General features: G+C 65.6%; 20 protein-coding genes and 1 pseudogene. 6 read left to right on the top strand and 15 right to left on the bottom strand.

Annotation, left to right across the window (positions count from 1 at the left end; translation table 11 throughout):
- Window positions 1-160: 160 nt before the first annotated feature.
- Complete coding sequence (locus ACR65K_RS13685) at window positions 161-1888, bottom strand: purine-cytosine permease family protein (RefSeq protein WP_440153409.1); 1728 nt, start codon at window positions 1886-1888, stop codon at window positions 161-163.
- A 186-nt stretch (window positions 1889-2074) separates the two neighbouring features.
- Here ACR65K_RS13685 and ACR65K_RS13690 point away from each other — a divergent pair, with 186 nt between their 5' ends.
- The 3 genes from ACR65K_RS13690 to ACR65K_RS13700 all read left to right on the top strand — a co-directional run bounded on the left by ACR65K_RS13690 (window position 2075) and on the right by ACR65K_RS13700 (window position 3565).
- Window positions 2075-2509, top strand: coding sequence for a pyridoxamine 5'-phosphate oxidase family protein (locus ACR65K_RS13690; RefSeq protein ID WP_056331313.1), 435 nt, complete (start codon window positions 2075-2077; stop codon window positions 2507-2509).
- A 19-nt stretch (window positions 2510-2528) separates the two neighbouring features.
- Entirely contained in the window at window positions 2529-2972 is a 444-nt protein-coding gene (locus ACR65K_RS13695; protein ID WP_056331310.1) for a very short patch repair endonuclease, read from the top strand.
- 182 nt (window positions 2973-3154) lie between these two features.
- Window positions 3155-3565 (top strand): Hpt domain-containing protein, encoded by a 411-nt coding sequence (locus tag ACR65K_RS13700; protein WP_440153410.1) that lies wholly within the window; start codon window positions 3155-3157, stop codon window positions 3563-3565.
- Here ACR65K_RS13700 and ACR65K_RS13705 read toward each other — a convergent pair.
- A complete protein-coding gene (locus tag ACR65K_RS13705; RefSeq protein ID WP_200946159.1) occupies window positions 3538-4305 on the bottom strand; it encodes a response regulator transcription factor in 768 nt (255 codons plus the stop codon). The genes ACR65K_RS13700 and ACR65K_RS13705 overlap by 28 nt on opposite strands.
- Window positions 4306-4399: 94 nt before the next feature.
- On the opposite strand from ACR65K_RS13705, the gene ACR65K_RS13710 reads away from it, so the two are divergent.
- A complete protein-coding gene (locus ACR65K_RS13710; RefSeq protein ID WP_440153411.1) occupies window positions 4400-6055 on the top strand; it encodes a sensor histidine kinase in 1656 nt (551 codons plus the stop codon).
- Between the two features lie 31 nt (window positions 6056-6086).
- On the opposite strand, the gene ACR65K_RS13715 is transcribed toward ACR65K_RS13710, so the two are convergent.
- The 11 genes from ACR65K_RS13715 to ACR65K_RS13765 all read right to left on the bottom strand — a co-directional run bounded on the left by ACR65K_RS13715 (window position 6087) and on the right by ACR65K_RS13765 (window position 21081).
- Window positions 6087-7322, bottom strand: coding sequence for a 5-methylcytosine restriction system specificity protein McrC (locus tag ACR65K_RS13715; RefSeq protein ID WP_440153413.1), 1236 nt, complete (start codon window positions 7320-7322; stop codon window positions 6087-6089).
- Window positions 7309-9540 carry an McrB family protein gene (locus ACR65K_RS13720; protein ID WP_440153415.1) on the bottom strand — a complete coding sequence of 744 codons (2232 nt, stop codon included), beginning with the start codon at window positions 9538-9540 and terminating at the stop codon, window positions 7309-7311. The genes ACR65K_RS13715 and ACR65K_RS13720 overlap by 14 nt, the downstream gene beginning before the upstream one ends.
- A gap of 71 nt (window positions 9541-9611) precedes the next feature.
- A complete protein-coding gene (locus tag ACR65K_RS13725) occupies window positions 9612-9869 on the bottom strand; it encodes a PLDc N-terminal domain-containing protein (RefSeq protein WP_056331301.1) in 258 nt (85 codons plus the stop codon).
- An 82-nt stretch (window positions 9870-9951) separates the two neighbouring features.
- The gene (locus ACR65K_RS13730) at window positions 9952-10368 is read right to left on the bottom strand and encodes an acyl-CoA thioesterase (protein WP_307093349.1); all 417 of its coding nucleotides are present in this window, start codon (window positions 10366-10368) and stop codon (window positions 9952-9954) included.
- A gap of 110 nt (window positions 10369-10478) precedes the next feature.
- Window positions 10479-12560, bottom strand: coding sequence for an ABC transporter ATP-binding protein (locus ACR65K_RS13735; protein WP_440153416.1), 2082 nt, complete (start codon window positions 12558-12560; stop codon window positions 10479-10481).
- Window positions 12557-14290, bottom strand: a complete 1734-nt coding sequence (locus ACR65K_RS13740; protein ID WP_440153417.1) for an ABC transporter ATP-binding protein — start codon at window positions 14288-14290, stop codon at window positions 12557-12559. The genes ACR65K_RS13735 and ACR65K_RS13740 overlap by 4 nt, the downstream gene beginning before the upstream one ends.
- A 271-nt stretch (window positions 14291-14561) precedes the next feature.
- The gene (locus ACR65K_RS13745) at window positions 14562-16853 is read right to left on the bottom strand and encodes an MDR family MFS transporter (RefSeq protein WP_440153418.1); all 2292 of its coding nucleotides are present in this window, start codon (window positions 16851-16853) and stop codon (window positions 14562-14564) included.
- Window positions 16846-17340: a MarR family winged helix-turn-helix transcriptional regulator gene (locus ACR65K_RS13750; RefSeq protein WP_440153419.1), complete on the bottom strand. Its 495-nt coding sequence runs from the start codon at window positions 17338-17340 to the stop codon at window positions 16846-16848. The genes ACR65K_RS13745 and ACR65K_RS13750 overlap by 8 nt, the downstream gene beginning before the upstream one ends.
- Before the next feature lie 156 nt (window positions 17341-17496).
- Window positions 17497-19176: a thiamine pyrophosphate-binding protein gene (locus ACR65K_RS13755; protein WP_440153507.1), complete on the bottom strand. Its 1680-nt coding sequence runs from the start codon at window positions 19174-19176 to the stop codon at window positions 17497-17499.
- A gap of 14 nt (window positions 19177-19190) precedes the next feature.
- Window positions 19191-20255, bottom strand: a complete 1065-nt coding sequence (gene speB, locus ACR65K_RS13760; RefSeq protein WP_056331292.1) for an agmatinase — start codon at window positions 20253-20255, stop codon at window positions 19191-19193.
- A gap of 250 nt (window positions 20256-20505) precedes the next feature.
- Window positions 20506-21081 (bottom strand): helix-turn-helix domain-containing protein, encoded by a 576-nt coding sequence (locus ACR65K_RS13765; protein ID WP_056331290.1) that lies wholly within the window; start codon window positions 21079-21081, stop codon window positions 20506-20508.
- Between the two features lie 256 nt (window positions 21082-21337).
- Between ACR65K_RS13765 and ACR65K_RS13770 the strand changes: the two are divergent.
- Window positions 21338-22858, top strand: a pseudogene (locus ACR65K_RS13770) (sodium:solute symporter family protein).
- A 109-nt stretch (window positions 22859-22967) separates the two neighbouring features.
- On the opposite strand, the gene ACR65K_RS13775 reads toward ACR65K_RS13770, so the two are convergent.
- Window positions 22968-23195 carry a hypothetical protein gene (locus ACR65K_RS13775; protein WP_056331285.1) on the bottom strand — a complete coding sequence of 76 codons (228 nt, stop codon included), beginning with the start codon at window positions 23193-23195 and terminating at the stop codon, window positions 22968-22970.
- Between the two features lie 266 nt (window positions 23196-23461).
- On the opposite strand from ACR65K_RS13775, the gene ACR65K_RS13780 reads away from it, so the two are divergent.
- Window positions 23462-24607: a VIT1/CCC1 transporter family protein gene (locus ACR65K_RS13780; protein ID WP_440153420.1), complete on the top strand. Its 1146-nt coding sequence runs from the start codon at window positions 23462-23464 to the stop codon at window positions 24605-24607.
- A 3-nt stretch (window positions 24608-24610) separates the two neighbouring features.
- Here the strand turns inward: ACR65K_RS13780 and ACR65K_RS13785 are convergent, their stop codons facing one another.
- Complete coding sequence (locus tag ACR65K_RS13785; protein WP_440153422.1) at window positions 24611-25744, bottom strand: LOG family protein; 1134 nt, start codon at window positions 25742-25744, stop codon at window positions 24611-24613.
- Between the last annotated feature and the right edge of the window lie 97 nt (window positions 25745-25841).

The following is a 25841-nucleotide window of genomic DNA, read 5'->3' on the forward strand; positions in this document are numbered from 1 at the left end:
CTGGACAGTGCCTTAAGGGTAGCCCACATCACATTTCAGCGATAAGAGTTATCCACAGGCTTTTACCCTTGGTTCTAGCAGCCGGCTGGACCCACATAAAACTCAAAAGAGAAGGCCAGCGCATCAGATGCGCTGGCCTTCTCAACAAAAACTGTGGAAGCTAAGGCTGGGCCGGCAGCACCAACTCCCCCGTCTTGTCAGTGGACAAGGCGAGCGACGAAACGTACTGGATGGCGCCGTCGGGCCCGTCCTGTCCGGAACGCACCATGTCCGGCCGATCAAATTCCAGCCCCGTCACATGGCACAGGAGCTTGGCGTCACTCGGGTTCCCGTCGGCGTCGAACATGGGCAGGTCGATCCCGTCGTCAAAACGCCGCAGGTAGAACCGCCCGCCCGTCAAAACGGCAAGCACCGGCGGCAGCACCAACGCCAGGCCCACCGCGAAAATGGGCGAATACGGCTGGATCGCGGCACCGAACGCCCCAAAGAACACTGCGATGGAAACCCCGGCGGACACCAGCATGGACACGAATCCAACCGGATTCACTGCATAGAGCATGCCGCGGCGGAATTCCGGCACCTTCGGAGAGATCTTGAGCAGGTACTTGTTGATGGCGATATCGGACGCCACCGTGACCACCCATGCCATGGCGCAGTTGGCGTAAAACCCGAGGATGGTATTGAGGAAGTCGAACATGTTGGCTTCCATCAGGACCAGCGCGATCAGCAGGTTCACCACGACGAACACCATCCGGCCCGGGTACGTCTTGGTGATGCGCGTGAACGAGTTGGTCCACGCCAGGGAGCCCGAATAGGCGTTGGTGACGTTGATCTTGATCTGCGAGATGACCACCAGCACCACGGCCAGCGTCATGGCCAGCCAGGCCGGCATCATCTCCTGATAGACGCCCAAAAACTGGTGCACCGGCTCGTTGGCGGTAGCTGAGGCGGCAGGATCCAGCGTGGCGATCAGGTAGATGGCGATAAACAGGCCCACAATCTGCTTGATCGCACCAAAGATCACCCAGCCGGGACCTGCGAGGATCACTGCACGCCACCAGGCACCCTTATTGGCATCCGTGCGGGGCGGCATGAACCGGAGGTAGTCGATCTGCTCGGCGATCTGCGCCATGAGGGACAGGCACACGCCGGCGGCCAGCATGACGGACGCCAAATTCGGTCCACCGTCACCGGACGCACCCGTGTATGCGAAGAAGCTGTCAATGCTCTCCGGGTGCGAGACCAGCAGGTATCCCACGGGAACCACCATGAGCAGCAGCCACAGCGGGGTGGTCCACACCTGCAGCTTGGCCAGGGTGTTCATCCCGTAAATCACCAGCGGAATGATGATGACGGTGGAGGCTGCGTACCCAAGCCACTGCGGGATGCCGAGCCCCAGCTCCAGCCCCTGCGCCATGATGGAGCCCTCCAGCGCAAAGAAGATGAAGGTGAAGGTCGCGAAAATGACATTCGTGACCACCGACCCGTAGTAGCCGAAGCCGGATCCGCGGGTGATCAGGTCCAGGTCGATGTTGTACCGGGCGGCGTAATAGGCCAGGGGGAATCCGGTGGCGAAGATGACGACGGCGGCCACCAGGATGCCGAGGATCGCATTGACCGTACCGTACGAGATGCCGATATTGGCCCCGATCGAGAAGTCCGCCAGGTAGGCGATGCCGCCCAGCGCACTGGTGGCCACCACCCCGGCGCTCCACTTGCGGTAGGAGCGCGGTGCAAACCGCAGCGTGTAGTCCTCCAGGCTTTCCTTGGTGGCGTTGAGCGCGGCGGTGTTGCCCGCCGTCGTGCTTGCCGGAGAAGGTCCGACGACGGCGGCACCGGCAGGTGCCCCCGGCTCCAGTAGTTGCGTTGAATCCAAGTCGCTGCCCATTGGGTGCCTCGCTTTCGTTTGCATGATGCCGTCACGGCCCTGCGAGCGACGCTATCCAGCAGGAAAGACAGCACGGTCACAAGCCTGTTTCCGGAGTGTTAAGCCTTGACGGACCTGTCACAAAGAGTCGGAGGTGGGGGTACAAAGCCTCTGGCGCATTTCTACCCCTAGTAGAAGAATGACCGCATGATGTTTGAACACGCGGACGGCAATCCCGTCCTGGAACTCGATGATGAGCAGTCGTGGCGTCTGTTGGCCGCAACGCAGCATGGGCGGCTGGTGGTTTCTGTTGCAGGGGAACCGGACATTTTCCCGGTGAACTATGTGACCTCGAACCGGAAGGTTTATCTTCGGACGGCTCCGGGAAACAAGCTCGCGCAGCTCACCATCAACGCCCAGGTGCTGTTCGAAACGGACGGCATCCTGTCCCAGGAGGCCTGGTCCGTTGTCCTCAGGGGGACAGCACGGGTCCTCAGCAATTCGGATGAGCTCGCAGCCATTGAGCAACTCGGATTGAAGACCTGGGTTCCAACACTCAAGGACTTCTACGTGGAGATAGAACCGAAGTCCGTCAGCGGCCGGCACTTCGTGTTCGGCGAACAGCCCGAACGGGAGATCTAGGCCCTCCTAGACTGGAAGGATGGCGGACCGGCCCACTGCAGACAAGCTCACCCCCGAGCAGCGCAGCTGGAACATGTCCCGGATCCGCGGCAAGAACACCAAACCTGAGTTGCTGGTCCGCCGCCTCCTGCACGCCAAGGGCTACCGCTACCGCCTGCACGGCAGATCCGGCAGCACCAAACTGCCAGGCAATCCAGACCTCGTTTTCGCAGGCCGGCACAAGGTGATCTTTGTGAACGGCTGCTTCTGGCATTTCCATGACTGCAGGGTGGGCCTACACGCGCCCAAAGCCAATGCCGACTTCTGGGCCGCCAAGCGCACCAGGACCCGCGAGCGCGACGAAGGCCAGCGCCGCCAGCTCGAAGACGCCGGCTGGGACGTACTGACGGTCTGGGAGTGCGAACTGAAGGACCGCTCTGCCCTCGAAACCCAGCTGGTGGACTTCCTCGAAACCGGCGGATGACGCAGGCTTCCTGGCGAAGCCACTGCTGCTGCATGGGCGGAATCTGATGCCCCATCAAGAAAACCGCAATTCTTGCCGGGTCCTCTGCAGGCTCAGGGGAACGGTCCTAACCTGAAAAGACGAAGCACCTCCGCATAGCCGCCGTGTTTCCCGGGTCCGCAATTCCAGCAGAAAGGAGTGTCATGAGCACTTCAGATGATGCGCCCAAACCGCTGGTTGACCAGTCCGTCCTGGACCGGTTGCGGGAAGAACTCGAGGAGGAAGAGGGGTACACCCTGGTCTTCGTCGGGAACTTCATTGAGTTCCTGCCACAACGGCTGGGCAAGTTGCGGCTGGCGCTGACCACCGGAGACCTCGACGGCTCCATGGACGCCGTGCTCAGCTTGAAAACGTCAAGCCAAATGGTGGGAGCCGAGCGGCTGGCCGGACTTGCCCTGGAGTTGGAGAACGAGATCCGGGCCCAGGCGCGCCACGCTGACATGTCGGTGGCACTGCCCAGGCTGGCGGCCACCTACCTGCGGCCCATCACCCAGTGCAGCAGGCAAACCACGCACCGGCTGCAGGCTCAGTGCTGCCCCGGCGCCAAGCGGTAGCCCACCCCACGGACAGTCTGCAGCCACCGCGGATGCTGCGGCGAGTCACCCAGCTTCTTGCGCAGGTTTCCCATGTGGACCTCCACGGAACGTTCGTCGGCCTCGCTGATGTAACTGCCGACGTCGTAATCCTCGTCGCGGAGGCGCCGCACCAGGTCCGACTTGGTCCGGACCGTCCGGCCGGCTTCCAGGAGCGCGTACAGGAGCTCGAACTCCGTGCGGGTCAGGTTCATTTCTTTGCCGTCGACGGCCACCGTGCGGGAAGCGTAGCTGAGCTCAAGGCCGTTGTGGCTGAAGTTTCCGCGTTCGGGGTGGGCAGTGCCGTCCGGGGAAGAAGCGTCCACCGCAACCTCAGCGGGGTCGGGAACGGAGCGCGGCCGCCGCATCATCGCTGCTACCCGGGCGCGCAGTTCCCGCGGCCGGAACGGCTTGGTGAGGTAGTCATCCGCACCCGATTCAAGCCCGATCAGGGTGTCCAGTTCCTCCGCGCGCGCCGTGAGCATCACGATGTAGGCATCGGAAAACTCCCGGATCTGCCGCGAAACCTCGAACCCGTCGATGTCCGGGAGCCCCAGGTCCAGGGTGATGACGTCAGGATTCAGGCTCTTGGCCATCAGGACGCCCTCGGCGCCGCCGCTGGCGACACTCACGTCAAAGCCAGCCTGGGTCAGCACAGTGCGAACCAGTTCCCGAATGTCGTGGTCATCCTCGATGACCAGACCCACACGTGCCTCACTCATAGAGCCCCCTCAGTGCCAACGTCAGAAGTATAGCTGGCTGCCGATATCCTGCTGCTATGGCCCTGCACACCCCGACATCCGCGTCTACCACGCCATGAGCAACCCCACGGCCTGGTCCTCCGGACGTCTGCGGTTTTTCAAGCGCCCCTTTCATGAATACCGGTTGACGGACCGGGTGGCCTTAAGCCAAATGCCGTTGTTCGTGACCACCATCCTGACTGCCCTGCTGGTGTGGGGTTTCTTCCCGGGCACCATGGACAACCCGCTGTTCGTCACCTTCCTCATCTCGCAGCTGGCCATCATGGCGCTTTGCTACCTCATCCCCTGGGAGCGGCTGCCCTACACCAGCTTCCTGGCCATCCCGCTGCTGGATTTCTTCTCCATCGCGGCGGGCCGGGAAGGCGGCCAGGAAAGCCTCGCGGGCATCAGCCTGCTGGCCGTGTTCCCGGTGATATGGCTCTGCGCGTCCGGTTACTACCCGCGGGCTGCGTTGTGGCTCTCCTTCCTGGGACCGCTGGCCATCATCTGGGTGCCGTTGCTCCTGAAGGGGAACTACACGCCGCAGGACTTCGCCCGCTCGCTCCTGCTGCCGGTCATGATGCTGGGCATCGGCGTCTCCGTGAGCGTCCTGACCCTGAGCATGATGCGCCAGCAGAGCCAGCTGGAGGAAAAGGACGAGCAACTGCGGGCCAACCTGCGCGTGAGCAAACGCCAGGAGTCACTGCTGAATACCGTGCTGGAGACCGTGCACCTGGGCGTGCTGGCCGTTGACGCCGACGGCCATGACGTCCTGATGAACCGGAAGCAGCGCGCCAACCACGAACTGGCGCGGCCAAAGGATATTGCCGACCCCAACGAGTCACAGCTGCTGGTTTATGGCCCGGACCGGAAGACGCTGGTTCCCGTGGAGGACCGGCCGGTGCGCCGCGCCGTCCTGGGCGAAACCTTCACTGACTACCTGGTGTGGCTGGGTGAGGGAAAGGACCAGCGGGCCCTGGTGACCACGGCGCGCGCCATGAAGGATTCCGACGGCAACTTCGCCGGCTCCGTAATCGTCTTCAGCGACGTGACGGACCTGGTGAATGCGCTCACCGCCAAGGACGACTTCGTCTCGAGCGTCTCCCACGAATTCCGCACACCGTTGACCTCCATCCTGGGGTACGTGGAGATCCTGCTGGCCGAGGACCCGGAAGGGCCCCAGAGGGACATGCTGGAGATCATCCGCCGGAATTCCGAGCGGCTCCTGACCCTGGTCTCGGACCTCCTGTCCAGCCGGAACGGCCAGTTGATCGTCACGCCCCACGCAGTGGATGTGGCCGAACTGGTACGCAGCAGCGTGTCCTCGGCGATCCCCCGGGCAGCCGCCGCCGGGGTTGAGCTGCGGGCCGAAACGCCCAACCGCCTGGAGGCCCACGTGGACAGCGCACGGATCTCCCAGGTCCTGGACAACCTGGTGTCCAACGCCATCAAGTACTCGCCGGACGGCGGCGAAGTGGTGGTGTCGGTGGCACGGGAAGACGGACACGTGGCCTGCCGCGTCACCGACACCGGCATGGGCATGAGCCCGGAGGACGCCTCCGAAGTGTTCGCCAAATTCTTCCGCACCAGCAGCGTTCGCCGCACAGCCATCCCTGGGGTGGGACTAGGGCTGCCCATCAGCAAAGCCATCGTCGAGGCGCACGGCGGCACCATCGGCGTGGACAGCACCCTGGGCGAAGGAACGACGTTTACGTTCCGTGTGCCGGTGTGAAAGGACGACGGCGACCGGGCAGCCGGATGCGTCAGTCGTTCCGGGCTTGACGGACCACTTCGCCCCAGGATTGGCGGGCGAGGTCACCGACGGAGGCCAGGATGGCCGACGGCGGCTGGCTGAGATCCAGCGGGAACTCCACGATGTCGATGTCGGTGTTCAGGATGCGGCGGAGTTTTATGTCGCCCTTGCCTGCGTAGACGAGCCAGGCGGTGGGTACCGCAAGCGCAGTGCAGTGGGCCAGCATTTGGTAGTGGTCGGCGGTGAGGGAAGCACCGGCATCCGAGGCCGCACGGTACTTGGCGTTGTAGGCCACCACCGGCCGGCCACCGAGCATGTGGACCGCATCCGGCCGCACTGACAGGCGGTCCGAATCACGCACCGCCTCACTGAGGAGGGCGTTGTACCGCAGACGCAGTTCTCCCGGATAGGCTGCCATCGCCGCGCGCAGGGCCATCCCCACGAAGTCCTCGAACACCCGGGCCATGTCCACCACGAACGAGGCCGTCTGATGCTTGCCCTCCCCCGCTTCGGCCGATGCATTGCGCAGGATCAGCTCTGCCAGGCGCAGCACGGCGTGGTACCGCAGGTTCATCCTGGTGGGCTTCCACGGCGGCACCGGGGCGCCGGACGGAAGGCGCGTGACGGCGTCGAGCTTTCCCTTCAATTGCCGCAGCCGGCCCAGCACCTGGGGCCTGACCCCCGGCACCTGCCCCATGCGCTCCAGCGCGGCGCGCAGGATCCTGTTCTCCGCAATGTCCTCGGTGAACTCGTCGTAGGAGACCTCCAGGGGAACAAGCATCCCGGGACGGCGGGAGATCTGGTCCGAAATCCGGATCCTGCCCTTGACCGTCCGCAGCGACTCGTCCACGGTGAGGTAGCCCTGCAGGACGCCGCGGTCCAGCGCGCGCTCGGCCAGCTGCGCCAGGGATTCGGCCAGGGCGCTCCACAGGTCCCGGTCCTCGTGGGCGGCCACCAGGTCCGGCCGGAAGCCCTGCTCCCCCGCATAGCTGAGCAGGAACAGGAGCCGGCTGAGCCCCAACCGGTCCTTGGGCCGGACGTCCAGCTGGATTGTGGATGTCCGCACGGAGCCCACCTTGCCCACCGGCTCAATCCGGTAGAGCCCCAAGCCCATGGGGGACGCCTTGGCGAGGCCGCTGGAGTTCAGGAAGGAAGCGCTGGGCGCGTCCAGCCGTTCCACCAGGCCGCCGGAGAGCTCATCCAGGACCAGGTGCCGTACGGACGCCCGGGGGTCAGCGCGCTGCAACGCGTCCCAGCAGCTGGTCCAGCCCGAAGCGCTCCTCCAGCTGCGCCCGGGTCAGTTGGCCGTGGTAGTGCTCCTCCAGCAGCGGCATCAGCTCGTACTTCCAGATCCGGCGCAGCCCGGCCGGGGTCTGGGCCGCAGGCTTCATGAAGTAGGACGGCCCGATCATCAGGTCGCGGTCCCACTCGTCAATTGCCTCGTTCAGCGCATCCAGCAGCAGCGCCGGGGTGGTGTCCAGCTGCCTGGCCTGCAGGAACCGGAGCAGGGAACCCTTGACCGGCTCCGTCTGCGGGTGCAGCTCGATGAAGGAGAAACGCCGGCGGATGGCGGCATCCATCATGGCGATGGAGCGGTCCGCGGTGTTCATGGTGCCGATGATGTAGAGGTTGTCCGGCAGCGTGAACGGTTCGTTGGGGCTGTACTGCAGATAGATCCGGTCATCCCGGTACTCCAGCAGGAAGTACAGCTCGCCGAACACCTTGGCCAGGTTGGCGCGGTTCATCTCGTCGATGATCAGGAAGTACGGCTTCTTCTCGTTGCCCGGCTTGCCGGCCTCCTCGGCCAGCCGGCGCAGCGGGCCGGCCACCAGTTTGAAGGACACCTGGCCCTCGTCCGTCTTGTCCGGCCGGTAGCCCTCGAAAAAGTCCTCATAGGCATAGGACGGATGGAACTGCACCAGCTTGACGCGCTCGTCGGTGCTGTCGTCCGCCAGTTCCGCTGCCAGGTGCTTGGCCAGGTAGGTCTTGCCGGTGCCCGGAGGCCCGTACAGGACCAACTGGCGGTTCTCCTCCAGCAGGTCCGCGATCTCCTGGAGCGGTTCCAGCTCCATATGGAGCGACGCGGCGAATTCCGGCGTCAGCGGGCGGAAGCCCTCCTGGACAGGAATGACGACGGCGGCACCGTCAGTGTCGCCGTCGGGCTCGGTTTCGGCCTCGGCAGGCAGCAGCGCCTGCAGCGCCTGGACCACCCGGGTCACGTCCACGACGATGCCGGGGGTGGCGAGTTGGCGCTGGACGTGCCGGGGAAGGCTGGCGGTGGTGTGCCCGTCGTCGAACCAGCGCACCTTGCGCCGCAGCCGGCGGTTGTCATCGTTGTACTCGGGCTCCCCCAGCACGCCGCCCAGCCGGACGCTCCCGGCGTGCTGGTAGAGCACCAGGTCGCCGGGCTTCATGACAGTCAGGAAGGCAAACACCGCGGTCTTGGTGTCCTCGCGCTCCACATAGCCAAGGTGCTTGTAGTCCTCGTCCACGGCGTGCTGGACCAGGCCGGCGGTGACGCCGGGGTCCAGGTGGCGGAGATGTTCGACGTCGAGGGTCACCTTCTCCTCTCCGTGCCAGGCTGTGAGGAGCTCGGCGTGGTCGCTGTGCGTACGGAGCAGCCAGGCCCGCCGGCCGGGGTCACCCACTTTGCGCCACTGGCTGACCAACTGGCGGGAGTACCAGTCGATGCGCTGGCCGGCCTGCTCGTCCAGGTGCAGCCGGATGCGGTGGATGTCCGCAGTGATGTCTTCTTCGCTGTCGCCCTTGGCCCCGCCCACCAGCGAGGCGAACGCGTCCCGGATTTCCTGCCGCTCCACGTCCGCCACCACCGGCTCGAAGTAGCTGGGCCAGGCGAGGAACTCGATGCTGCGGCGGATGGCCGGCTGATCGTCCGGAGTTGAGGCGGCGAGCAGGTGGAACTGGAGCGGGTCCTTGATGGCTGCCTGCACCACGTTTGCAGGCCGCTGCGCCACGTTCTGCACAAACCGGCACAGCCACTTGAGGTGGTCCCAGATGGTCCAGTTGAATTCAGCGGTCCGGTCACGGATCACGCCGTGGTCCGTCATGCCCGCATACAGCTCATCCGGAAGTTCCAGCGGCGGCTCCAGCCACCCGGCGGCCTCGGCCACGCGGGCACGCTTGACCTTCAGGGACTTCACCTCGTGGGCCAGCGGCAGTGACTGCAGGAACAGCAGTTCCACGGCCAGCTGCTTGGCCCCGCGGGTGGCGCCCTCCAGGTTTTCGCGGAGGTTTGTCATCATCGGGGCCTTGGAGTCGGCGATGCCCCGGTCCAGCCGGTCGAGCAACTCCGCGGCCGCCGGAACCGACCACGTCCTGGTGCGGCCGTCCAGGGGTGACGCCTTCCCCTGCAGACCCGGCCCCAGCACGAACCACGCCGCATCCTCTATCTCCTTGGAGATGCCGAGGGCGCGGGTCATGGCAACAGTGGCAGTGGGGGTCATGCCCTCAAATTTACAGGGTTCAGCTGGGCGGCCGCTCCAAAGGGCGCGGCCGCCCTTCTGCCAGGCAGGGGCTACATGCCTGTGCCAGGCCGCTTCCTCCCGAAGACGAAGTACCCCATGGGGCCGATGAAATTGATGAAGGACGCCGCCCGCCACGCAGCCTTGGGCCCATTGATCAGCTCAGCGGGCCTGCGCGAGATGTCCCGCTGGGCAGCAACCAACAGGGACATCTGAACGACCGCCGTGATGATGATTCCCGCCTTACCGGATGGGGACATTTCCTTCCAGGTCTTCTTCTTCCTGCCGGCACTGATCTTGTTCCTGGCCATCGGGGCTTCCTTTCGAGTGGGTGGTTGTTCCAGTTCGTGGTTGTTCCAGTCCAGTGCGTCCAGTGCAGCCCTGTCCAGAGGCTTACTGCCTATAGGGGGCCATCCGGTCTTTCTGTTCCTGGGTGAGCCGTTGCACCCGGCCGGTGGCTTCGTCCACGAACGCCAGGTGGCTGCTGGCCTTCACACAGTCCTCACGGGTGACCGGGTCCTGGAGCAGGTAGTGGATGTCGAAGCTGGCTCCCTTAACTGCGCCAATCCAGACCTGCACCACGGCCGGAATGTTGCGGTACTCCAGCGTCCTGACGTAGCGGATCTTATGGTCAACCACCAGCGCCAGGGTTCCGTCCGGGACGTCGTTGAACAGTGATACGGGAGGCTCAATTCCCGGAAGACCCGCGCCGCGGGGCGGCCCGAAGGCGGCGATTCGCGCCTCCTCCAGCATCCTCACGATCTGGACATTGTTGATATGGCCGTAGGCGTCCATGTCGCCCCAGCGCATGGGCACCAGGACCTCGATCCGGCCGCCGCCATGCTCCCCGGAGCCGTCCGGGGCTTCCTGTCCTTGGTCCTGCCGCTGCAGCCGCTGGGCTGCCTGGGCCTGCTGCGCGCTCAGCTGTGCACCGCCGTCGAATCATCCACCGGTACTTCCCCGGCGTCCGCCCCCGCGAACTGCGACATGTAGAGGCGGTGGTAAGCGCCTCCGGCTTCAAGCAGCACCTGGTGGTTGCCCTGTTCCACGATTTGTCCGTTCTCCATGACCAGGATGGTATCGGCATCACGGATGGTTGACAGCCGGTGCGCGATCACAAAGCTTGTCCGGTCCGAGCGGAGCGCCGCCATGGCCTTCTGCACCAGGAGTTCGGTGCGGGTATCCACGGAGCTGGTGGCCTCGTCCAGGATCAGCAGCGAGGGATTTGCCACGAACGCGCGGGCAATGGTGATCAGCTGCTTCTCGCCGGCGCTGACGTTGTTGCCTTCTTCATCGATCACGGTGTTGTAGCCCTCGGGCAGTGCCCGGACGAAGCGGTCCACGAAGGTGGCCTTCGCGGCGGCCATCACCTGTTCGTGGGTGGCGTCGAGGTTGCCGTAGCGGATGTTGTCGTAGATGGAGCCGCCAAACAGCCACGCGTCCTGCAGGACCATACCCACCTTGGAACGCAGCTCGGAGCGGCTGAGGTGGGTGATGTCCACCCCATCGAGCATGATGGAGCCGGAGTTGAGCTCGTAGAACCGCATGACGAGGTTCACCAGCGTGGTCTTGCCGGCGCCGGTGGGGCCCACGATCGCCACGGTGTTTCCCGGTTCGGCCGTGAAGGACAGGTTCTCGATGAGCTTCCTGTCCTCCGTGTAGCTGAACGTGACGTTCTTGAAGTCCACGTGCCCGTCGGTCTTTGCCGGCAAGTGTTCGGTGGCTGTTTCGGCATCCTGTTCGTCGGCGTCCAGGAACTCGAACACGCGCTCGGAGGACGCAACGCCGGACTGGAGCATGTTGGCCATGCCCGCCATCTGGCCCAGCGGCTGGGTGAACTCCCGCGAGTACTGGATGAAAGCGGTGGCATCGCCCAGGGACATGGCACCGGATGCCACGCGCAGGCCACCCACCACGGCGATGCCCACGTAGCTGAGGTAGGACACGAACTGCATGACCGGGAAGATGATCCCGGACACGAACTGTGCTCCAAAGCTTGCTTTGTACAGGGCCTCGTTGCGTTCCTCGAACCGGGCCAGCATGTCCGCATCACGGCCAAAGACGCGGACAAGATCGTGCCCGGAGAAGGACTCTTCGATTTGGCCGTTCAGTGAGCCGGTGTTCTTCCACTGGGCTGCGAAGAGCTTCTGGCTCCGGACCCCGATCATGCCCGCGGCCACGCCGGACAGCGGAAGGGCGACCAGCGCAATCAGCGCCAGCTGCCAGGACACGATGAACATCATGATCACAATGCCCACTACGGTCAGCACAGAGTTGACCAGCTGGGCAAAGGCCTGTTGGAGCGCCTGCTGGATGTTGTCGACGTCGTTGGTCACCCGGGACAGCACGTCGCCGCGCTGCCGCGTGTCGAAGTAGTTCAGCGGCAGCCGGTTCAGCTTGCTCTCGGTATCGTCACGCAGCCGCCGGATGACCTTCATGACGATCCGGTTCAGCACGTACCCCTGCAGCCACATGAAGATGTTCGACACGAAGTACATGAGCAGGACGATGGCGATGAGCATGCTGAGCTTGTCGAAGTTGATGCCGGTACCTGGCACCAGTTCCATGCGGGACACCATGTCCGCGAAATTGTCCTGCCCCTGCTGGCGCAGGCCGGATACGAACTGTTCCTTGCTTGCTCCCGCGGGCAGCTGCCGGCCCACTACTCCTGCGAAGATGACGTCCATGGCCTGGCCCAGGATCTTGGGGGCGATTACGTTAAGCACCACGGATATGACCACCAGGCCCACTACGGCGTATATGCCCAACGCTTCCGGCTTGAGCAGACCCATGAGCCGTTTTGCAGAAGGCCAGAAATGCTCGGCTTTCTTGGCAGGCATGCCGCCGAACATATCCCCGTCCGCTTCAGAGGGCGTGAACTCCTCCTCGAAGAAGTCGTCATCCTCCGCTGCCCCTGCGCCCGGCTGCGCCTCCCCTGCCGGTGCCTGGGCTGACAGTGGCATTTCTTCCTCGGGGGTGGAGCCTTTCTTCCGGGGGCTCATGCCACTTCCTCCACACTCAGCTGGGACTCGACGATTTCCTGGTAGGTGGGCGAGGTTTCCAGGAGTTCCCCGTGCGTGCCGCGGTCCACGATCCGTCCGTTGTCCAGGACCAGGATCTGGTCGGCCTCGGTAATGGTGGAGATCCGCTGGGCCACGATGATCACGGTGGCGTCCGAGGTGGTGCGCTTCAGGGCGGCACGCAGCCGGGCGTCAGTGGCAACATCCAGTGCGGAGAAGGAGTCATCGAACAGGTAGACGCGCGGTTTGGTCACCAGCGCGCGGGCGATGCACAGACGCTGGCGCTGGCCGCCGGAAACGTTGGTGCCGCCCTGGGAGATCCGGGAATCGAGTCCGTTCTTCTTTTCCCTGACAAATGATTCACCTTGGGCTACCCGGAGGGCATCCCACAGTTCCTGGTCTGTTGCCTCGGTCTTGCCGAACCGGAGGTTGTGCTCGATGGTGCCGGAGAACAGGTAGGGACGCTGCGGCACCAGGGCGACGCGTTTGGTGATCTCCGCCCGGTCCAGCCTGTCCACCGGGACACCGTCCAGCAGCACCTGGCCTTCCGCGGGGTCGTACAGCCGTGGCAGGAGGGACAGCAGGGACGTCTTGCCGGCGCCCGTTGACCCGATGATCGCGATGGTTTGCCCCGGACGTGCAGTAAAGCTGATGTTGCTGAGCACCGGTGATTCGGCGCCCGGGTAGGCAAAGGTGACGTTGCGGTATTCGACCACGCCTTCCAGGGCGGCCGGCGCCACCGGGTGCAGGGGGTCGTGGATGGAAGGTTCGACGCCGAGCACCTCGCCGATGCGGTCCGCGCAGACTGACGCGCGCGGGATCATCATGGCCATGAACGTGCCCATCATGACGGCCATCAGGATCTGCAGCAGGTACTGCAGGAACGCCGTCAGCGACCCTACCTGCATGGCACCGGCGTCCACCCGCTGCCCGCCAAACCAGAGCACCGCGGCAGTGGACAGGTGCAGGATCATGCTGATGGCCGGGAACATCAGGACGAACAGGGCCCCGATGCGCAGCGAGACGTCCGTGAGTTCCTTGTTGGCGCCGCCGAACCGGTCCGTCTCATAGGGTTCGCGGACGAAAGCCCGGACCACCCGGATACCGATGATCTGCTCACGCAGGACGGCGTTGATCCGGTCGATCTTCCGCTGCATGGAGCGGAAAAGCGGCATGAGCCTAACCACCAGGTATCCCACCACCACGGCCAGCAGCGGGACGGACACCCACACCAGCCACGACAGGTTGATGTCCTCGCGGAGCGCCATAATGATGCCGCCGATGCACATGATGGGGGTGGCAACCATGAAGTTCAGCCCCATCAGCAGGAGCATCTGCACCTGCTGGACATCATTGGTCCCACGGGTTATCAGCGTGGGGGCTCCGAAGGCGTTGACGTCCTTGGCCGAGAAGCTGGTGACTTTCCGGAATACTGCGCGGCGCAGGTCGCGGCCCACCGCCATTGCCGTCCTGGAGCCGAAGTAGACGCCGGCGATGGCCGCCGCCACCTGGGCGAACGCCACCAGGAGCATCACAGCGCCGGTGCGCCAGATGAAATCGGTGTCCCCACGGGCCACCCCTTCATCGATGATCTGCGCGTTCAGGCTGGGCAGGTAGAGGGCGGCGATGGTGGATGCGAGCTGGAAAACGACCACAGCAAGGATGTAGGGAAAATACGGTTTGGAGTAGCGCCGTATCAGAGTGAGGAGCATGGACTCAACTCTAGTGACGCCCACCGACATTGGGCCCCTTTGGATGCCTCTTTTCCGGTCGGAAAGGCCCCGCGGAAGGGGCCCCGCCGTTGCGGGCCCGGCCGTTGCGGGCCCGCAAACCGGCAACGGACAGTAAAAGCCGCAGCCCGCACCGAGAAGTGTTTTCCGGTGCGGGCTGCGGCTTTTGTAATGCCTTCGCTGGGGCCTGGCGGCTCCGGCAGCGACAGGCTACTGCGCGGAGCCCTACTGCACGAGGCCCTACTATGTGGGGCTACTGCGCGGCGCCCTGCTCCGAACCGGCGCCTGCGGACGGTGCATTGGCAGACGGGGCATTGGCCGACGGAGCGGCAGCGGACGGTGCTGCAGCACTGTGCTTGCCGCGCCCTGCAAGGTACAGCGCGGCAGCCGCCTGGACCTTGCGCTCCTTCAGCAGCTTGCGCTGTAGCCTGCCTAGCTCCGCGGCCGTGGCTGCCTGTTGGGCCGCCACCTCCTGCTGGGAGCGCAGCTGCTCCTGGATGTCCAGCACCAGGCCGCCCAGTTCCGCCTGCTGGCGGGCCAGCAGGTGCTGGGTGTCCTGCAGTTTCTGCAGGGTGGCGGCGGCGCTGGCTATTGCGTCGGCAGCCTTGCCCACGGTCCCGGCTGAGAGGGCGTCAACAGAGACGGTGTCAACGGAGGCCGCGTCAACGGAGCCCAGGTCCAGCCCTTCGGAGCGGAAGCTCCGGGCAAAGGCCTCCTCGAAGTCGTCCGTGGCCACCCGGCCGGACGCCGCAGCGGCAGCGGCAGCACCGCCGTCGTACATCTTTGCCGGTGCCCCGGCCGTGCCTGCACGTGCGGCACTCCTGGCAGGCATCCCGGTCCCGGCGGGGGCATCCCCGTTCGCGGCGGGAGAGACCATGGGCAGCTGGCCGGTCATGGCCGTCATTCCCGCTTCACCGGCGGCGTTGGCCTGCAGCGTAGCCTCGGGGGTGATGTCCACGGTCTTGCGCAGCGGCACTTCCTTGATGAAGATCACGGCGAGAAGGGCAACGGCGCTCACGATGGCGGAGATCATGAAGATCCCTGCGGTGGCGTCACCATAGGCGGCGCGCATGACGTCCGCCACAGGCGCGGGCAGGTCCTTGAGGTCCAGCGTGGCACCGCTGTTCCCGGAGGCCTGGATGCCCAGCTTCGCCAGCCCGTCGGTGGCCAGGTCCTTGACATGGTTGGCCATGACGGCGCCCAGGACGGACACGCCGATGGCGCCGCCCACCGAGCGGAAGAAGGCAACGGAGGCACTCGCGGAGCCAATATCCTGGGCGCGGACCGTATTCTGGACGGCCAGGACCAGGTTCTGCATCAGCATGCCCAGGCCGATGCCGAAGATGCCGGTGTAGAGGCCGGTCAGCCAGAGTTCGGTGGTGTGGTCCATGGTCCCTGCGAGCGCCAGGCCGCCGATCAGCAGGATGGTGCCGCCGATCAGGAAGCGCTTCCACTTTCCGTAGCGGCTGATCAGCTGGCCGGACACTACCGAGCCAACGAGGTTTCCGGCGATCATGGGCAGGGTCAGCAGGCCGGCCTCGGTGGGCGTGGCGCCGCGGGCCACCTGGTAGTACTGGCCCAGGAAGGTGGAGGAGCCGAACATGGCCACGCCGACGGCCACGGAAGCCACGATGGCCAGGGCGGTGGTGCGCTCGGAGATGATCTTCAGGGGGATGATCGGCTGCGACACCTTGGATTCAACCAGCACCAGCAGCGCCAGCAGCAGGACGCCGCCGCCCACCATCAGCGCGGACTGCCAGGACCACCAGTCGTAGTAGTCGGCCTTGCCGGCGAAGGAGACCCAGACCAGGAGCAGGCTGACGCCGGAGGTGAGCAGGATGGCACCGAGCCAGTCGATCCTGGCCGGGCGCTTGACGTGCGGAACCTTGAGCGTGACCTGGAGCAGGATGAGGGCGACGACGGCGAGCGGCACGCAGACGAAGAACGTCCAGCGCCAGCCCAGCGAGCTGTCCACGATGAAGCCGCCGAGCAGCGGACCGCCGGCAGTGCCCACAGCCATGACGGCACCCATGTAGCCGGAGTACTTGCCGCGTTCGCGCGGCGGGATGATGGAGCCGATGATCGCCTGCGCCAGCGCGGTGAGCCCGCCCATGGCGATGCCCTGGATGACGCGGGCGGTGAGCAGGAACGGGATGTTTTCCGAGAAACCGGCCATGACCGAGCCGGCCACGAAGATCACGATGCTGAGCTGGACCAGGACCTTCTTGTCGAAGAGGTCGGCGAGTTTGCCCCAGATGGGGGTGGTGGCGGCGTTGGCCAGCAGCGCGGCGGTGATGACCCACGCGAAGTCCGTCTGGGTGCCCTTGAGCTCGGACATGATGGTGGGCAGCGCGTTGGCCACAATGGTACTGCTGAGGATTGCGGTGAAGAAGGCGGCGAGGAGACCTGTCAGGGCCTCCATGATCTGCCGGTGGTTCATGACAGCGCCGGGTTCGTGGCGCTTGGATTGCCGCGACTCCTGTTTGGCGCTGCGTTGGCGCTGGCGCTCCTGGTCCTGGTCCGCGGCGGCGGTGACGTTAGCCATTGATGGACTCCTGCGTTTCGTGTTCGGTGGTGGTTCCGGCCGCCCTTGCCCGGATGGAATTCTTCAGGGATGAGGTGAGCTTGCTCAGCATCGCGGCCGTTGCTGCGGCGTCGTCCTCGTTCCAGTCGGCGAGGTACGCCTGGAGCGTCTCCGTCCGGTGCCGCACCACCTCTGCGAGCTTTTCCTCCCCGCGCGGTGACAGTGCCAGCAGCTGCGCCCTGCCGTCATGCGGATCCGGAGTGCGGACCACCAGGCCCGCGTCCGCCAGCTCGGCCACATGCCGGCTGAGCACTGGAGGACTGACCCCCAGGCGCTCGGCCAGGTGCGCGGCGCGGGTCTCCCCTTCACCAATGAACCGGAGCACGCCCTGGAGGGCGATGCCGGTGTCCTGGCCCTTGACGTTGATCATGGTGACGCAGCGCAGTGCGCGCTGGAGGTCATAGATGGTGCTGACGAGGTCGGCTGCAGTGGCCGGTGCGACAGACATGATGCTCCCTAAAGAATTAGTTGCTGCAAGCAACTGTATCAGAAAAAGGTTGCTTAGGGAAACGAATTGCTTGTCCGGGGCCTTAAACGCATGCGCTCCCCCACTTCCTCCGGGCGGGCCGGGAAGTGAGGGAGCGCCAGCGGCAGCAGGAGCCGCTCAGTGGTCCAAATGGGTGGGGCCGAACATCTTCAGGAGGGTTTCAACCACGACGACGTTGGGCCCGTCCGCAGCGAATCCCGCCTTGAGCGCGTCCCCCACATCCTCCGGTGCAACCCTGGTGGCGGGGACGCCGAAGGACTCGGCAAGCCTGACGAAGTCCGGGCGCGCGAGTTCGGTGGCGGTGGCCTTGCCGAATGCACCCACCATGTATTCGCGCAGGATGCCGTAGCCGCCGTCGTCCACAATCAGCCAGGTGACCGGCACGTTGTGCTGTTTCGCGGTGGCAAGTTCGGCGATGGAATACATCGAGGAGCCGTCGCCGGAGACGGCCAGGACGCGTCCGGGCCTGCCTGTAGTCTCCAGCCCCACGGCCGCACCGATGGCACCGGGAAACGCGAAGCCCAGGCCGCCGGCCCCCTGGGCGGAGTGGAACTGCCCCTGCCGCGCGTCCCAGCAGGACCAGCCCCAGTAGGCGGCAATGGTCATGTCCCAGAAGGTCTGCATGTCCGCCGGCACAGCCTCGCGGATATCGGCCATGAACTTCAGCTCCTTGGCCAAGTCTTGGGACTCCAGCCGGGCACGGACTTTGGCGAGCGACTCCTTCACCAGCGCCTCGGGAGCGGCACCGTGCCAATCGGCAGTGGTGGTCCTTTCGGACTTCAGTGCCTCATCCAGGGCGGCGAGCGCCTGGCCGGCGTCGGCGCGGATGCCCAGGCCGGGCCGGTTGGACTCAAGGACCCGTGGCTCGGCGTCGATCTGGATGATCCGCCCTCGCGGTTCGAAGGTGAAGTAGTTAGAGGTCACCTCGCCCAGCGAGGAACCGATCACCACCAGGACATCGGCGTCCTCCAGGACGTCGGTCATGTAGCGGTCCTCGATCCAGGCCTGCAGCGACAGCTCGTGGTTCCAGGGGAATGCACCATTGCCGCCCGGAGTGCAGATCACCGGGGCGCGCAGCTTCTCCGCGATCGACAGCAGGGACTTCTCGGCCTTGCCGCGGCGGGTTCCGCCGCCGGCGATGATGGCTGGGCGCTTGGCGGCTTCCAGCCACTTCACGGCCTCCCGCACCAGTTCGATGCGCGGCGGGTTGTCCGCCGCCTCCGCCAGGGCATCCTCCACCGGAGGCACCATGATGGGGTCCAGCAGCACGTTTTGCGGGATTTCCAGCCAGACCGGGCCCTGGGGCGAGGAGATGGCCTCGGTCCAGGCATCCTGGATGGCGGACGGGATGCCCGAGGCATGCTGGATCAAGCGCTGGCTCTTGGTCACGTTGGCCGCGGACGCCTTCTGGTCATCAAGCTGGTGCAGCATGCCCTTGCGCCGGGCACCCAGCCCCTCCAATGGAATCTGGCTTGCCACCACCACCATGGGCACACCCGTGGCGTAGGCCTCCTGCAAGCCTGCAAGAGACGTCAGCGCGCCCGGGCCGGTGGACAGGAACAGCACGCCCACTTCCCCGGTGGCGCGGGAGTAACCGTCAGCGGCAAAGGCACTGTTGTTCTCGATCCTGGAGGAGACGAAGTGGAGGTTGCCGCGTCCCATCGCGTCGAACAGTCCCAGGGCATGCTGGCCCGGGATGCCGAACACGGTCTTCGCGCCCAGTGCCTCAAGGGTCTCGACGACGAGGTCCCCGCCGTTGCGGGCACCGCTCCCCTGTCCCGGGACAGGTGCGCCCATCTCGGTCACGACCCCTACTCCTTGCCGGCGGCGGCAAAACCTGCGGGGCGGCGTGCTTCCTGGCCCAGGGCCTGCGCCTGGTAGCCGGTCTCGGCTCCGAAGCGGCTTCCCGGCACGGCATTGTCCGCCATGAGGGTCACCAGTTCGTAGGCGACATGGCTGGCGGCAACGCCGGTGATTTCGGCATGGTCGTAGGCGGGAGCCACCTCAACGACGTCGGCGCCGACCAGGTTCATGCCGCGGAAGCCCCGGATGATCTCGAGAAGTTCGCGGCTGGTGATGCCGCCGGCTTCGGGGGTGCCGGTGCCGGGCGCATGGGCCGGGTCCAGGACGTCGATGTCCACGGAGATGTACAGCGGGCGGTTGCCGATCCGGTCGCGGACCTTGGCCACGGTTTCCAGCACGCCCTGGTAGTACACGTCCGCGGAGGTGACGATGCCGAACCCAAAACGGTGGTCGTCGTCGAGGTCCTTCTTCCCATAGAGCGGGCCGCGGGTGCCGATGTGGCTGATGGCCTCGGTGTCCAGGATGCCTTCCTCCACCGCGCGGCGGAAGGGCGTGCCGTGGGTGTATTCGGCGCCGAAGTAGGTGTCCCAGGTGTCCAGGTGGGCATCAAAGTGGAGCATTGCGATGGGTCCGCCGGCGCGCTCTGCGGCGGCCCGGAGCAGCGGCAGCGCGATGGTGTGGTCCCCGCCCAGGGTCAGCAGCTTGCTCCCGGCGGCGGTGAGGTCCAGCGCGTTCTGCTGGATGGTTTCGATGGCTTCATTGATATGGAAGGGGTTGACGGCCATGTCCCCGGCGTCGGCCACCTGGATGTTCTCGAACGGGCTGACGTCCCAAGCGGGGTTGTAGGGGCGCAGGAGCCGGCTGGCCTCGCGGACGTGGTTGGCGCCGAAGCGGGCCCCCGGGCGGTAGGAAACACCTGAATCGAAGGGCACGCCCACCACGGTCACATCGGCTTTTTCCACCTGGTCCAGGCGGGGCAGGCGGGCATAGGTGGCAGCTCCGGCATAGCGGGGAATCCGGGATGAATCGATGGGGCCAAGGTTGCCGTTGGCTTCAATGCGCAGCTCTTCCAATGGAGGCCTCTCCTTCGAGGAGTTGAGGGGACTGGTGTGACTGCAATCATACACCCCTGTTTTCTCAAGGGCATCAGTTGTTTACCAGCGGTTCTCCGCTTTGGCAGCAACGCGTCACGCACAGCACGCTTTGGGCAGCGGGAAGCGACAGGAACCGCGTGTTTTCAAGGGTGCGCCGGCTGGCAGCCATCCAAAAGCTGCTCGGCGTGACGCGAGAGCCGGGCTAAGAGGGTTGCCGCTGGCGGCCGGACTACCGGCTGGCGGCAGGGACCAGGACCCAGAGCACCTCGACCGGCTTGTCCGTGGGGTTGATCCAGGTATGCGGTTCGCGGCCGGGGAAGGTCACGGTGTCGCCGGTATTGAGGTCGTATTCCTCGTTGGTGAGGATCAGCTTGATGGACCCCTTGATCACGTGCAGCACATCCACGTCGCAGTCCACCGCATAGAGTTCGGACTCTCCGCGGCCATGCGGCTCGATCACGGCCTGGATGATCTGGACCCGGCGTTCCGAGCGTGCCGTCAGGAGCCGCTCAACGATGCCTTGGCCGCCGAGCGAAATCCGCGGGCCATCGTTCCGCTTGGTCAGGTGGGTTTCCGGCGCCGCGAAAAGATCGCCAATGGAAATCGACAGCACCTGGCAGAGCGTCACCAGGGAGGCGACCGACGGCGACGTCAGGTCCCGCTCCACCCGGCTGAGGAAGCCTTTGGTCAGGCCCGTGGCATCGGCAACCTGCTCGATGGTGAGCCGCTGGGACTGCCGGGCGGCCCGGATCCTGGAGCCGATGGCAACAGGGACATTGCTGGGCTCAACTGGCAGTGCCTTCATGTACGAACCTTTCACGGCCGGCAGTCCGGCTCCACTCTCGAGCCATACTAATCGGCAGCGCTTTTGTGACACGCGCTTGCCACACGGGAGCGGCAACCCGCGTCCGCGTCCTTGACTGTTGCCGCCGTCACACTCTAACCTGTGAAACTCCTGTTGCCTATAGGTCAAAAGCAGGATCCCCTCTTCGTTCGTCCGCCGCGTTGCCGGGCACCCTTTGCCACGGCATCACACCCGAAACAGCTCCAAGGAGCCAACTGTGGATGCAAGTTCCATCAACATCGCCATCGTGGTGGTGTATCTGCTCGCAATGCTGGCCTTCGGCTGGTGGGGCAAGTCCCGCACCAGGAACAACAGCGACTTCCTCGTTGCCGGCCGCCGGCTGGGACCGTTCCTTTACACGGGAACCATGGCCGCCGTCGTCCTGGGCGGGGCATCCACAGTGGGCGGCGTAGGGCTTGGCTATAAGTTCGGCATCTCCGGCATGTGGCTGGTGGTGGCAATTGGCTCCGGCGTACTGCTGCTCAGCCTGCTCTTTGCCGGGACCATCCAGAAGCTGAAGATCTACACGGTGTCCCAGATGCTCACCCTCCGCTACGGGAGCAAGGCAACCGAAGCTTCCGGCATCGTCATGCTCGCCTACACGCTGATGCTGTGTGCCACCTCAACGGGTGCCTACGCCACCATCTTCGTCGTGCTGTTCGGCCTGGACCGGGCATTGGCCATCGCCATCGGCGGCGCCATCGTCCTGGTGTACTCGACCATTGGCGGCATGTAGTCCATCACCCTTGCGGACCAGGTCCAGTTCGTCATCAAGACAGTGGGCATCTTCTTCCTCATGCTCCCGTTCACCCTGAACGCCGCCGGCGGTCTGGACGGCATCCGCAGCCGCGTGGATGCCAGCTTCTTCCAGATGGACGGCATCGGCGTCCAAACCATCATCACGTACTTCGTTGTGTATACCTTGGGCCTGCTGATCGGCCAGGACATCTGGCAGCGCGTCTTCACCGCCAAGACTCCCAAGGTGGCCCGCTGGGGCGGCGCGACGGCCGGCATCTACTGCATCCTCTACGGCGTGGCCGGAGCACTGATCGGCATGGCCGCCAACGTGGCCCTGTCCAACGTCAAGATTGCCGCCAAGGACGACGTCTACGCCGAAGTGGCCCAGAACCTGCTCCCCGTCGGCATCGGCGGACTGGTCCTGGCCGCCGCGGTGGCCGCCATGATGTCCACCGCATCCGGTGCCCTCATCGCCGCCGCCACCGTTGCCCGCGCCGACGTGCTGCCGTTCGTGGCCGGCTGGTTCGGCAAGGACATCAACACCGGTGACACGGAGAACCCGGAGCATGACGTCAAGGCCAACCGCATCTGGGTCCTGGCTCTGGGCATCGTGGCCATCGTCATTGCCATCATCACCAAGGACGTGGTGGCGGCCCTGACCATCGCCTACGACATCCTGGTGGGCGGCCTCCTGGTGGCCATCCTCGGCGGCCTGGTGTGGAAGCGCGGCACCGGCGTGGCGGCCGCGGCCTCCATGGCCGTCGGCTCCGTGGTGACCCTGGGAACCATGATCATCCTGGAAGTGAACGCCAAGGCCCCGCTGGACGGCATCTACGCCAACGAGCCCATCTACTACGGCCTCATCGCCTCCGCGGTCGTCTACATCGCAGCCTCGCTGCTCACCCGCCCCACCGACCCCGCGGTCATGCGCGCCTGGCAGCTCCGCGTTGCCGGGCAGGAGGCGGAGGAAGCGCCCGAGGACGTCCTCGCCGGCCGCTGACCCTGCACAAGCACTAAGGCTGCACAAGCATTAAGTACGACGGCGGCGCCTCCTTTCACCGTGAAGCGAAAGGAGGCGCCGCCGTCGTAAGTCCTACTCCCCTGTGTTTCTAGCCTTCACTGTCGCGGGGCTCGTCGTCGTCCAGCGGGACCTCGCGGTCCTCGGCGTCGATGATCACCGGCGGCGGCTGGACCACCGGCTCCTCCTCGTCAAGGAACTCGTCCTCCGCGTCCCAGTCGGCATCGTCTACCGGTGCATCCTCGGCGTAATCGTAGGCGGGGTCCGCTTCCACGGCGTCAAGGTGCGGCATGTCCGGGTGCTGTCCGGTGGTGCTCATGATTCAACCTCCGTTGTTCGCCTGACGTGCTCTTTCAGGTAGGGCGCAGGCTGCGCCACACCTTCATCACAGCACCCGCCGGGCGGACGGGTCAATAGACGCGGCCGCGTCTGGTAGGGCAGTGAACGGCGGCGGAAAAACCCGAACTTTTACGGCGAACCGAAACTTCCCAGCGAGGTTTGCCAGCCAAAAAACCGCGGAATTTCGCAGTACGCTGGCAGGGCAAAGGCGCGAAAAACATGCCCTTTCCAGCTCAGGAGTTACCAGTGTCGCAGCACGCCCGTTCCAATTCCCATGCCACGCCGCCGGAGGCCGCGCACACCCCGCAAAGCCAGCCCTCGCCGTCGAACATCAAGAGGTGGCGCCAGTACCTGGCCGATGAGCGCGCGGAAGCCGCGGTCTACCGGGACCTCGCCCAGAACCGCGAGGGTGAAGAGCGGGCCATCCTCCTGGCCCTGGCGGAGGCTGAAGGCCGGCACGAGGCCCACTGGCTGGCCCTGCTGGGCGATTACGCGGGCAAACCAAAGAGGGCCTCCGCTCGAAGCCGTTTCCTGGGGTTCCTGGCGCGGCACTTCGGCTCCGTGTTTGTACTGGCCCTCGCCCAGCGTGCCGAGGGCCGCTCTCCGTACGCCAAGGACCCCAACGCCACTCCGGCCATGGCCGCCGATGAGCAGATCCATGAAGAGGTGGTGCGCGGCCTGGCCACCCGCGGCCGCAACCGTTTGGCCGGCACGTTCCGCGCAGCGGTCTTCGGCGCGAACGACGGCCTGGTCAGCAACCTCTCCCTGGTGATGGGCATGGCGGCGTCCGGCGTGGCCAGTACCGTGGTGCTGCTGAGCGGCATCGCGGGGCTCCTGGCCGGTGCCATGTCCATGGGCGCCGGGGAATTCATCTCCGTCCGTTCCCAGCGCGAACTGCTGGCCGCCACCCGTCCCACGCAGATCACCCTGGCGGCGGCACCCAAGCTGGACCTCGAACACAACGAACTCCTCCTGGTGTACCTGGCCCGCGGCATGTCCCGTGAAGCGGCGGAGCACCGCGTGGCCGAGCGCATGGGGCTGCTGTCCTGCGACTGCGACCCCAGCCTGTCCCTGCAGCCGGACCTGCCGGAGGAAGAGGACCAGCACGAGGCCGTGGGCACGGCCTGGGGTGCGGCGCTGTCCAGCTTCTGCTTCTTCGCCTCCGGCGCCATCGTGCCCATCCTTCCGTTCCTGTTCGGCCTGACCGGGGTCGCCGCGCTGGTGGTGGCAGGGGTCCTGGTCGGTGTTGCCCTCCTGGCCACCGGCGCCGCAGTCGGCCTGCTCTCCGGCACCTCCCCGCTGACCCGCGGCCTGCGGCAGCTCGCCATCGGCCTGGGCGCCGCCGCCATCACGTACCTGCTGGGCCTGCTCTTCGGCACTGCAGTCGGATAACGCTCAACCCCGGAGGACTTCCACGGCCTGGTCCACCGTGTCCACCAGGAAGATGTAGTCCGCCATGGGCCGGCCCGCGGCAAGGCTGCGCAGCATGGGCCACGCCGGGTACTCCTGCTCCCAGTGGCGCCGACCCACCAACACCATGGGGGCCACCTTTTCGCGGGCGCCGTAGTAGTTCTCGCAGGCGTCCTGGAAGATCTCCTGGACGGTGCCGGCGGCTCCCGGGAGGAAGACGATTCCGCCGTGGCACAGTTCCAGCAGGATGGCTTCGCGGATGGCGTTGGCGAAGTATTTGGCGATGTGCGTGGCGAAGTAGTTGGGCGGCTCGTGCCCGTAGAACCAGGTGGGGATTCCGAGCGACGGAGTCCCCTCCGGATGGCGTTCGACGACGGCAGCCGCCGCGCGTGCCCATGCCGACACGGACGGCCGGAACCCCGGGACCGCGGCGAGGGTGGCAAGCGCTGCCTGCAGGTCGGCGTCGGACGCCTGGCACAGGTAGGCACCCAGGTTTGCCGCCTCCATGGCGCCGGGTCCGCCGCCGGTGGCCACCGAGTAGCCCTCAAGGGCCAGCAGCTTCCCGAGCCGCGCCGCGTCCGCAAACTCCCGGCTCCCCCGCGGCGCCGCATGGCCGCCCATCACGCCGACGATGGACCGGCGGGTCCACGCCGCTGACCGCGTCAATTCCTCCAGCGCGTCGCCGATCGCATGGTCGTGCAGGGCAGAGGCCAGGGTGGCGTCCACGCGGTGCCGCTGCCCCGGCTGGATGCTCCAGTGGTAGATGCGGGCATCCGGCAGTTCCTCGTACGGTGACTTTGCAAGTCCGGAATACAGCTCGGCCGGTGAATACAGCGAGGCCCGGTAAGGGTCGAAGGGGACGCCATCAAGCCGTGGAAAGATCAGGGCACCGCGGCTGCGCAGGTTGGCTTCCATGCCGTCGTCAAAGAGGCAGCCCAGGAACATGGCGCCTTCGACGCTGACGCTTTTCAGCGCTGCAGACCGGCCGCGCAGGTCCAGGGACTGCGCATGCCAGCCATGGAGGTTGACCGCACCGCCGGCCACCAGGCGGTCAAAGCTGGCCAGGTCCTGGACTTCGAGGGTGCGGGGACGGGGACCAAGGCTTCCGGCGTAATTCACCGCTGCTGCCCCACAGTCCACATCATGGAGCCAGCCTAGGCCACCGGACGCAAACGCGGGACCGGCCCCTGCCCTTTTCGTCAATGACGGAAAAGTG

This window comes from Arthrobacter sp. SAFR-179 (genome assembly GCF_059414945.1).

What these genes read in the sequence shown, in the direction of transcription:
- ACR65K_RS13685 (WP_440153409.1), bottom strand. Translation starts at nt 1,888, where the DNA reads ATGGGCAGCGACTTGGATTCAACGCAACTACTGGAGCCGGGGGCACCT.
- ACR65K_RS13690 (WP_056331313.1), top strand. Translation starts at nt 2,075, where the DNA reads ATGATGTTTGAACACGCGGACGGCAATCCCGTCCTGGAACTCGATGAT.
- ACR65K_RS13695 (WP_056331310.1), top strand. Translation starts at nt 2,529, where the DNA reads ATGGCGGACCGGCCCACTGCAGACAAGCTCACCCCCGAGCAGCGCAGC.
- ACR65K_RS13700 (WP_440153410.1), top strand. Translation starts at nt 3,155, where the DNA reads ATGAGCACTTCAGATGATGCGCCCAAACCGCTGGTTGACCAGTCCGTC.
- ACR65K_RS13705 (WP_200946159.1), bottom strand. Translation starts at nt 4,305, where the DNA reads ATGAGTGAGGCACGTGTGGGTCTGGTCATCGAGGATGACCACGACATT.
- ACR65K_RS13710 (WP_440153411.1), top strand. Translation starts at nt 4,400, where the DNA reads ATGAGCAACCCCACGGCCTGGTCCTCCGGACGTCTGCGGTTTTTCAAG.
- ACR65K_RS13720 (WP_440153415.1), bottom strand. Translation starts at nt 9,540, where the DNA reads ATGACCCCCACTGCCACTGTTGCCATGACCCGCGCCCTCGGCATCTCC.
- ACR65K_RS13725 (WP_056331301.1), bottom strand. Translation starts at nt 9,869, where the DNA reads ATGGCCAGGAACAAGATCAGTGCCGGCAGGAAGAAGAAGACCTGGAAG.
- ACR65K_RS13730 (WP_307093349.1), bottom strand. Translation starts at nt 10,368, where the DNA reads ATGCGCTGGGGCGACATGGACGCCTACGGCCATATCAACAATGTCCAG.
- ACR65K_RS13735 (WP_440153416.1), bottom strand. Translation starts at nt 12,560, where the DNA reads ATGAGCCCCCGGAAGAAAGGCTCCACCCCCGAGGAAGAAATGCCACTG.
- ACR65K_RS13740 (WP_440153417.1), bottom strand. Translation starts at nt 14,290, where the DNA reads ATGCTCCTCACTCTGATACGGCGCTACTCCAAACCGTATTTTCCCTAC.
- ACR65K_RS13745 (WP_440153418.1), bottom strand. Translation starts at nt 16,853, where the DNA reads ATGGCTAACGTCACCGCCGCCGCGGACCAGGACCAGGAGCGCCAGCGC.
- ACR65K_RS13750 (WP_440153419.1), bottom strand. Translation starts at nt 17,340, where the DNA reads ATGTCTGTCGCACCGGCCACTGCAGCCGACCTCGTCAGCACCATCTAT.
- ACR65K_RS13755 (WP_440153507.1), bottom strand. Translation starts at nt 19,176, where the DNA reads ATGGGCGCACCTGTCCCGGGACAGGGGAGCGGTGCCCGCAACGGCGGG.
- ACR65K_RS13765 (WP_056331290.1), bottom strand. Translation starts at nt 21,081, where the DNA reads ATGAAGGCACTGCCAGTTGAGCCCAGCAATGTCCCTGTTGCCATCGGC.
- ACR65K_RS13775 (WP_056331285.1), bottom strand. Translation starts at nt 23,195, where the DNA reads ATGAGCACCACCGGACAGCACCCGGACATGCCGCACCTTGACGCCGTG.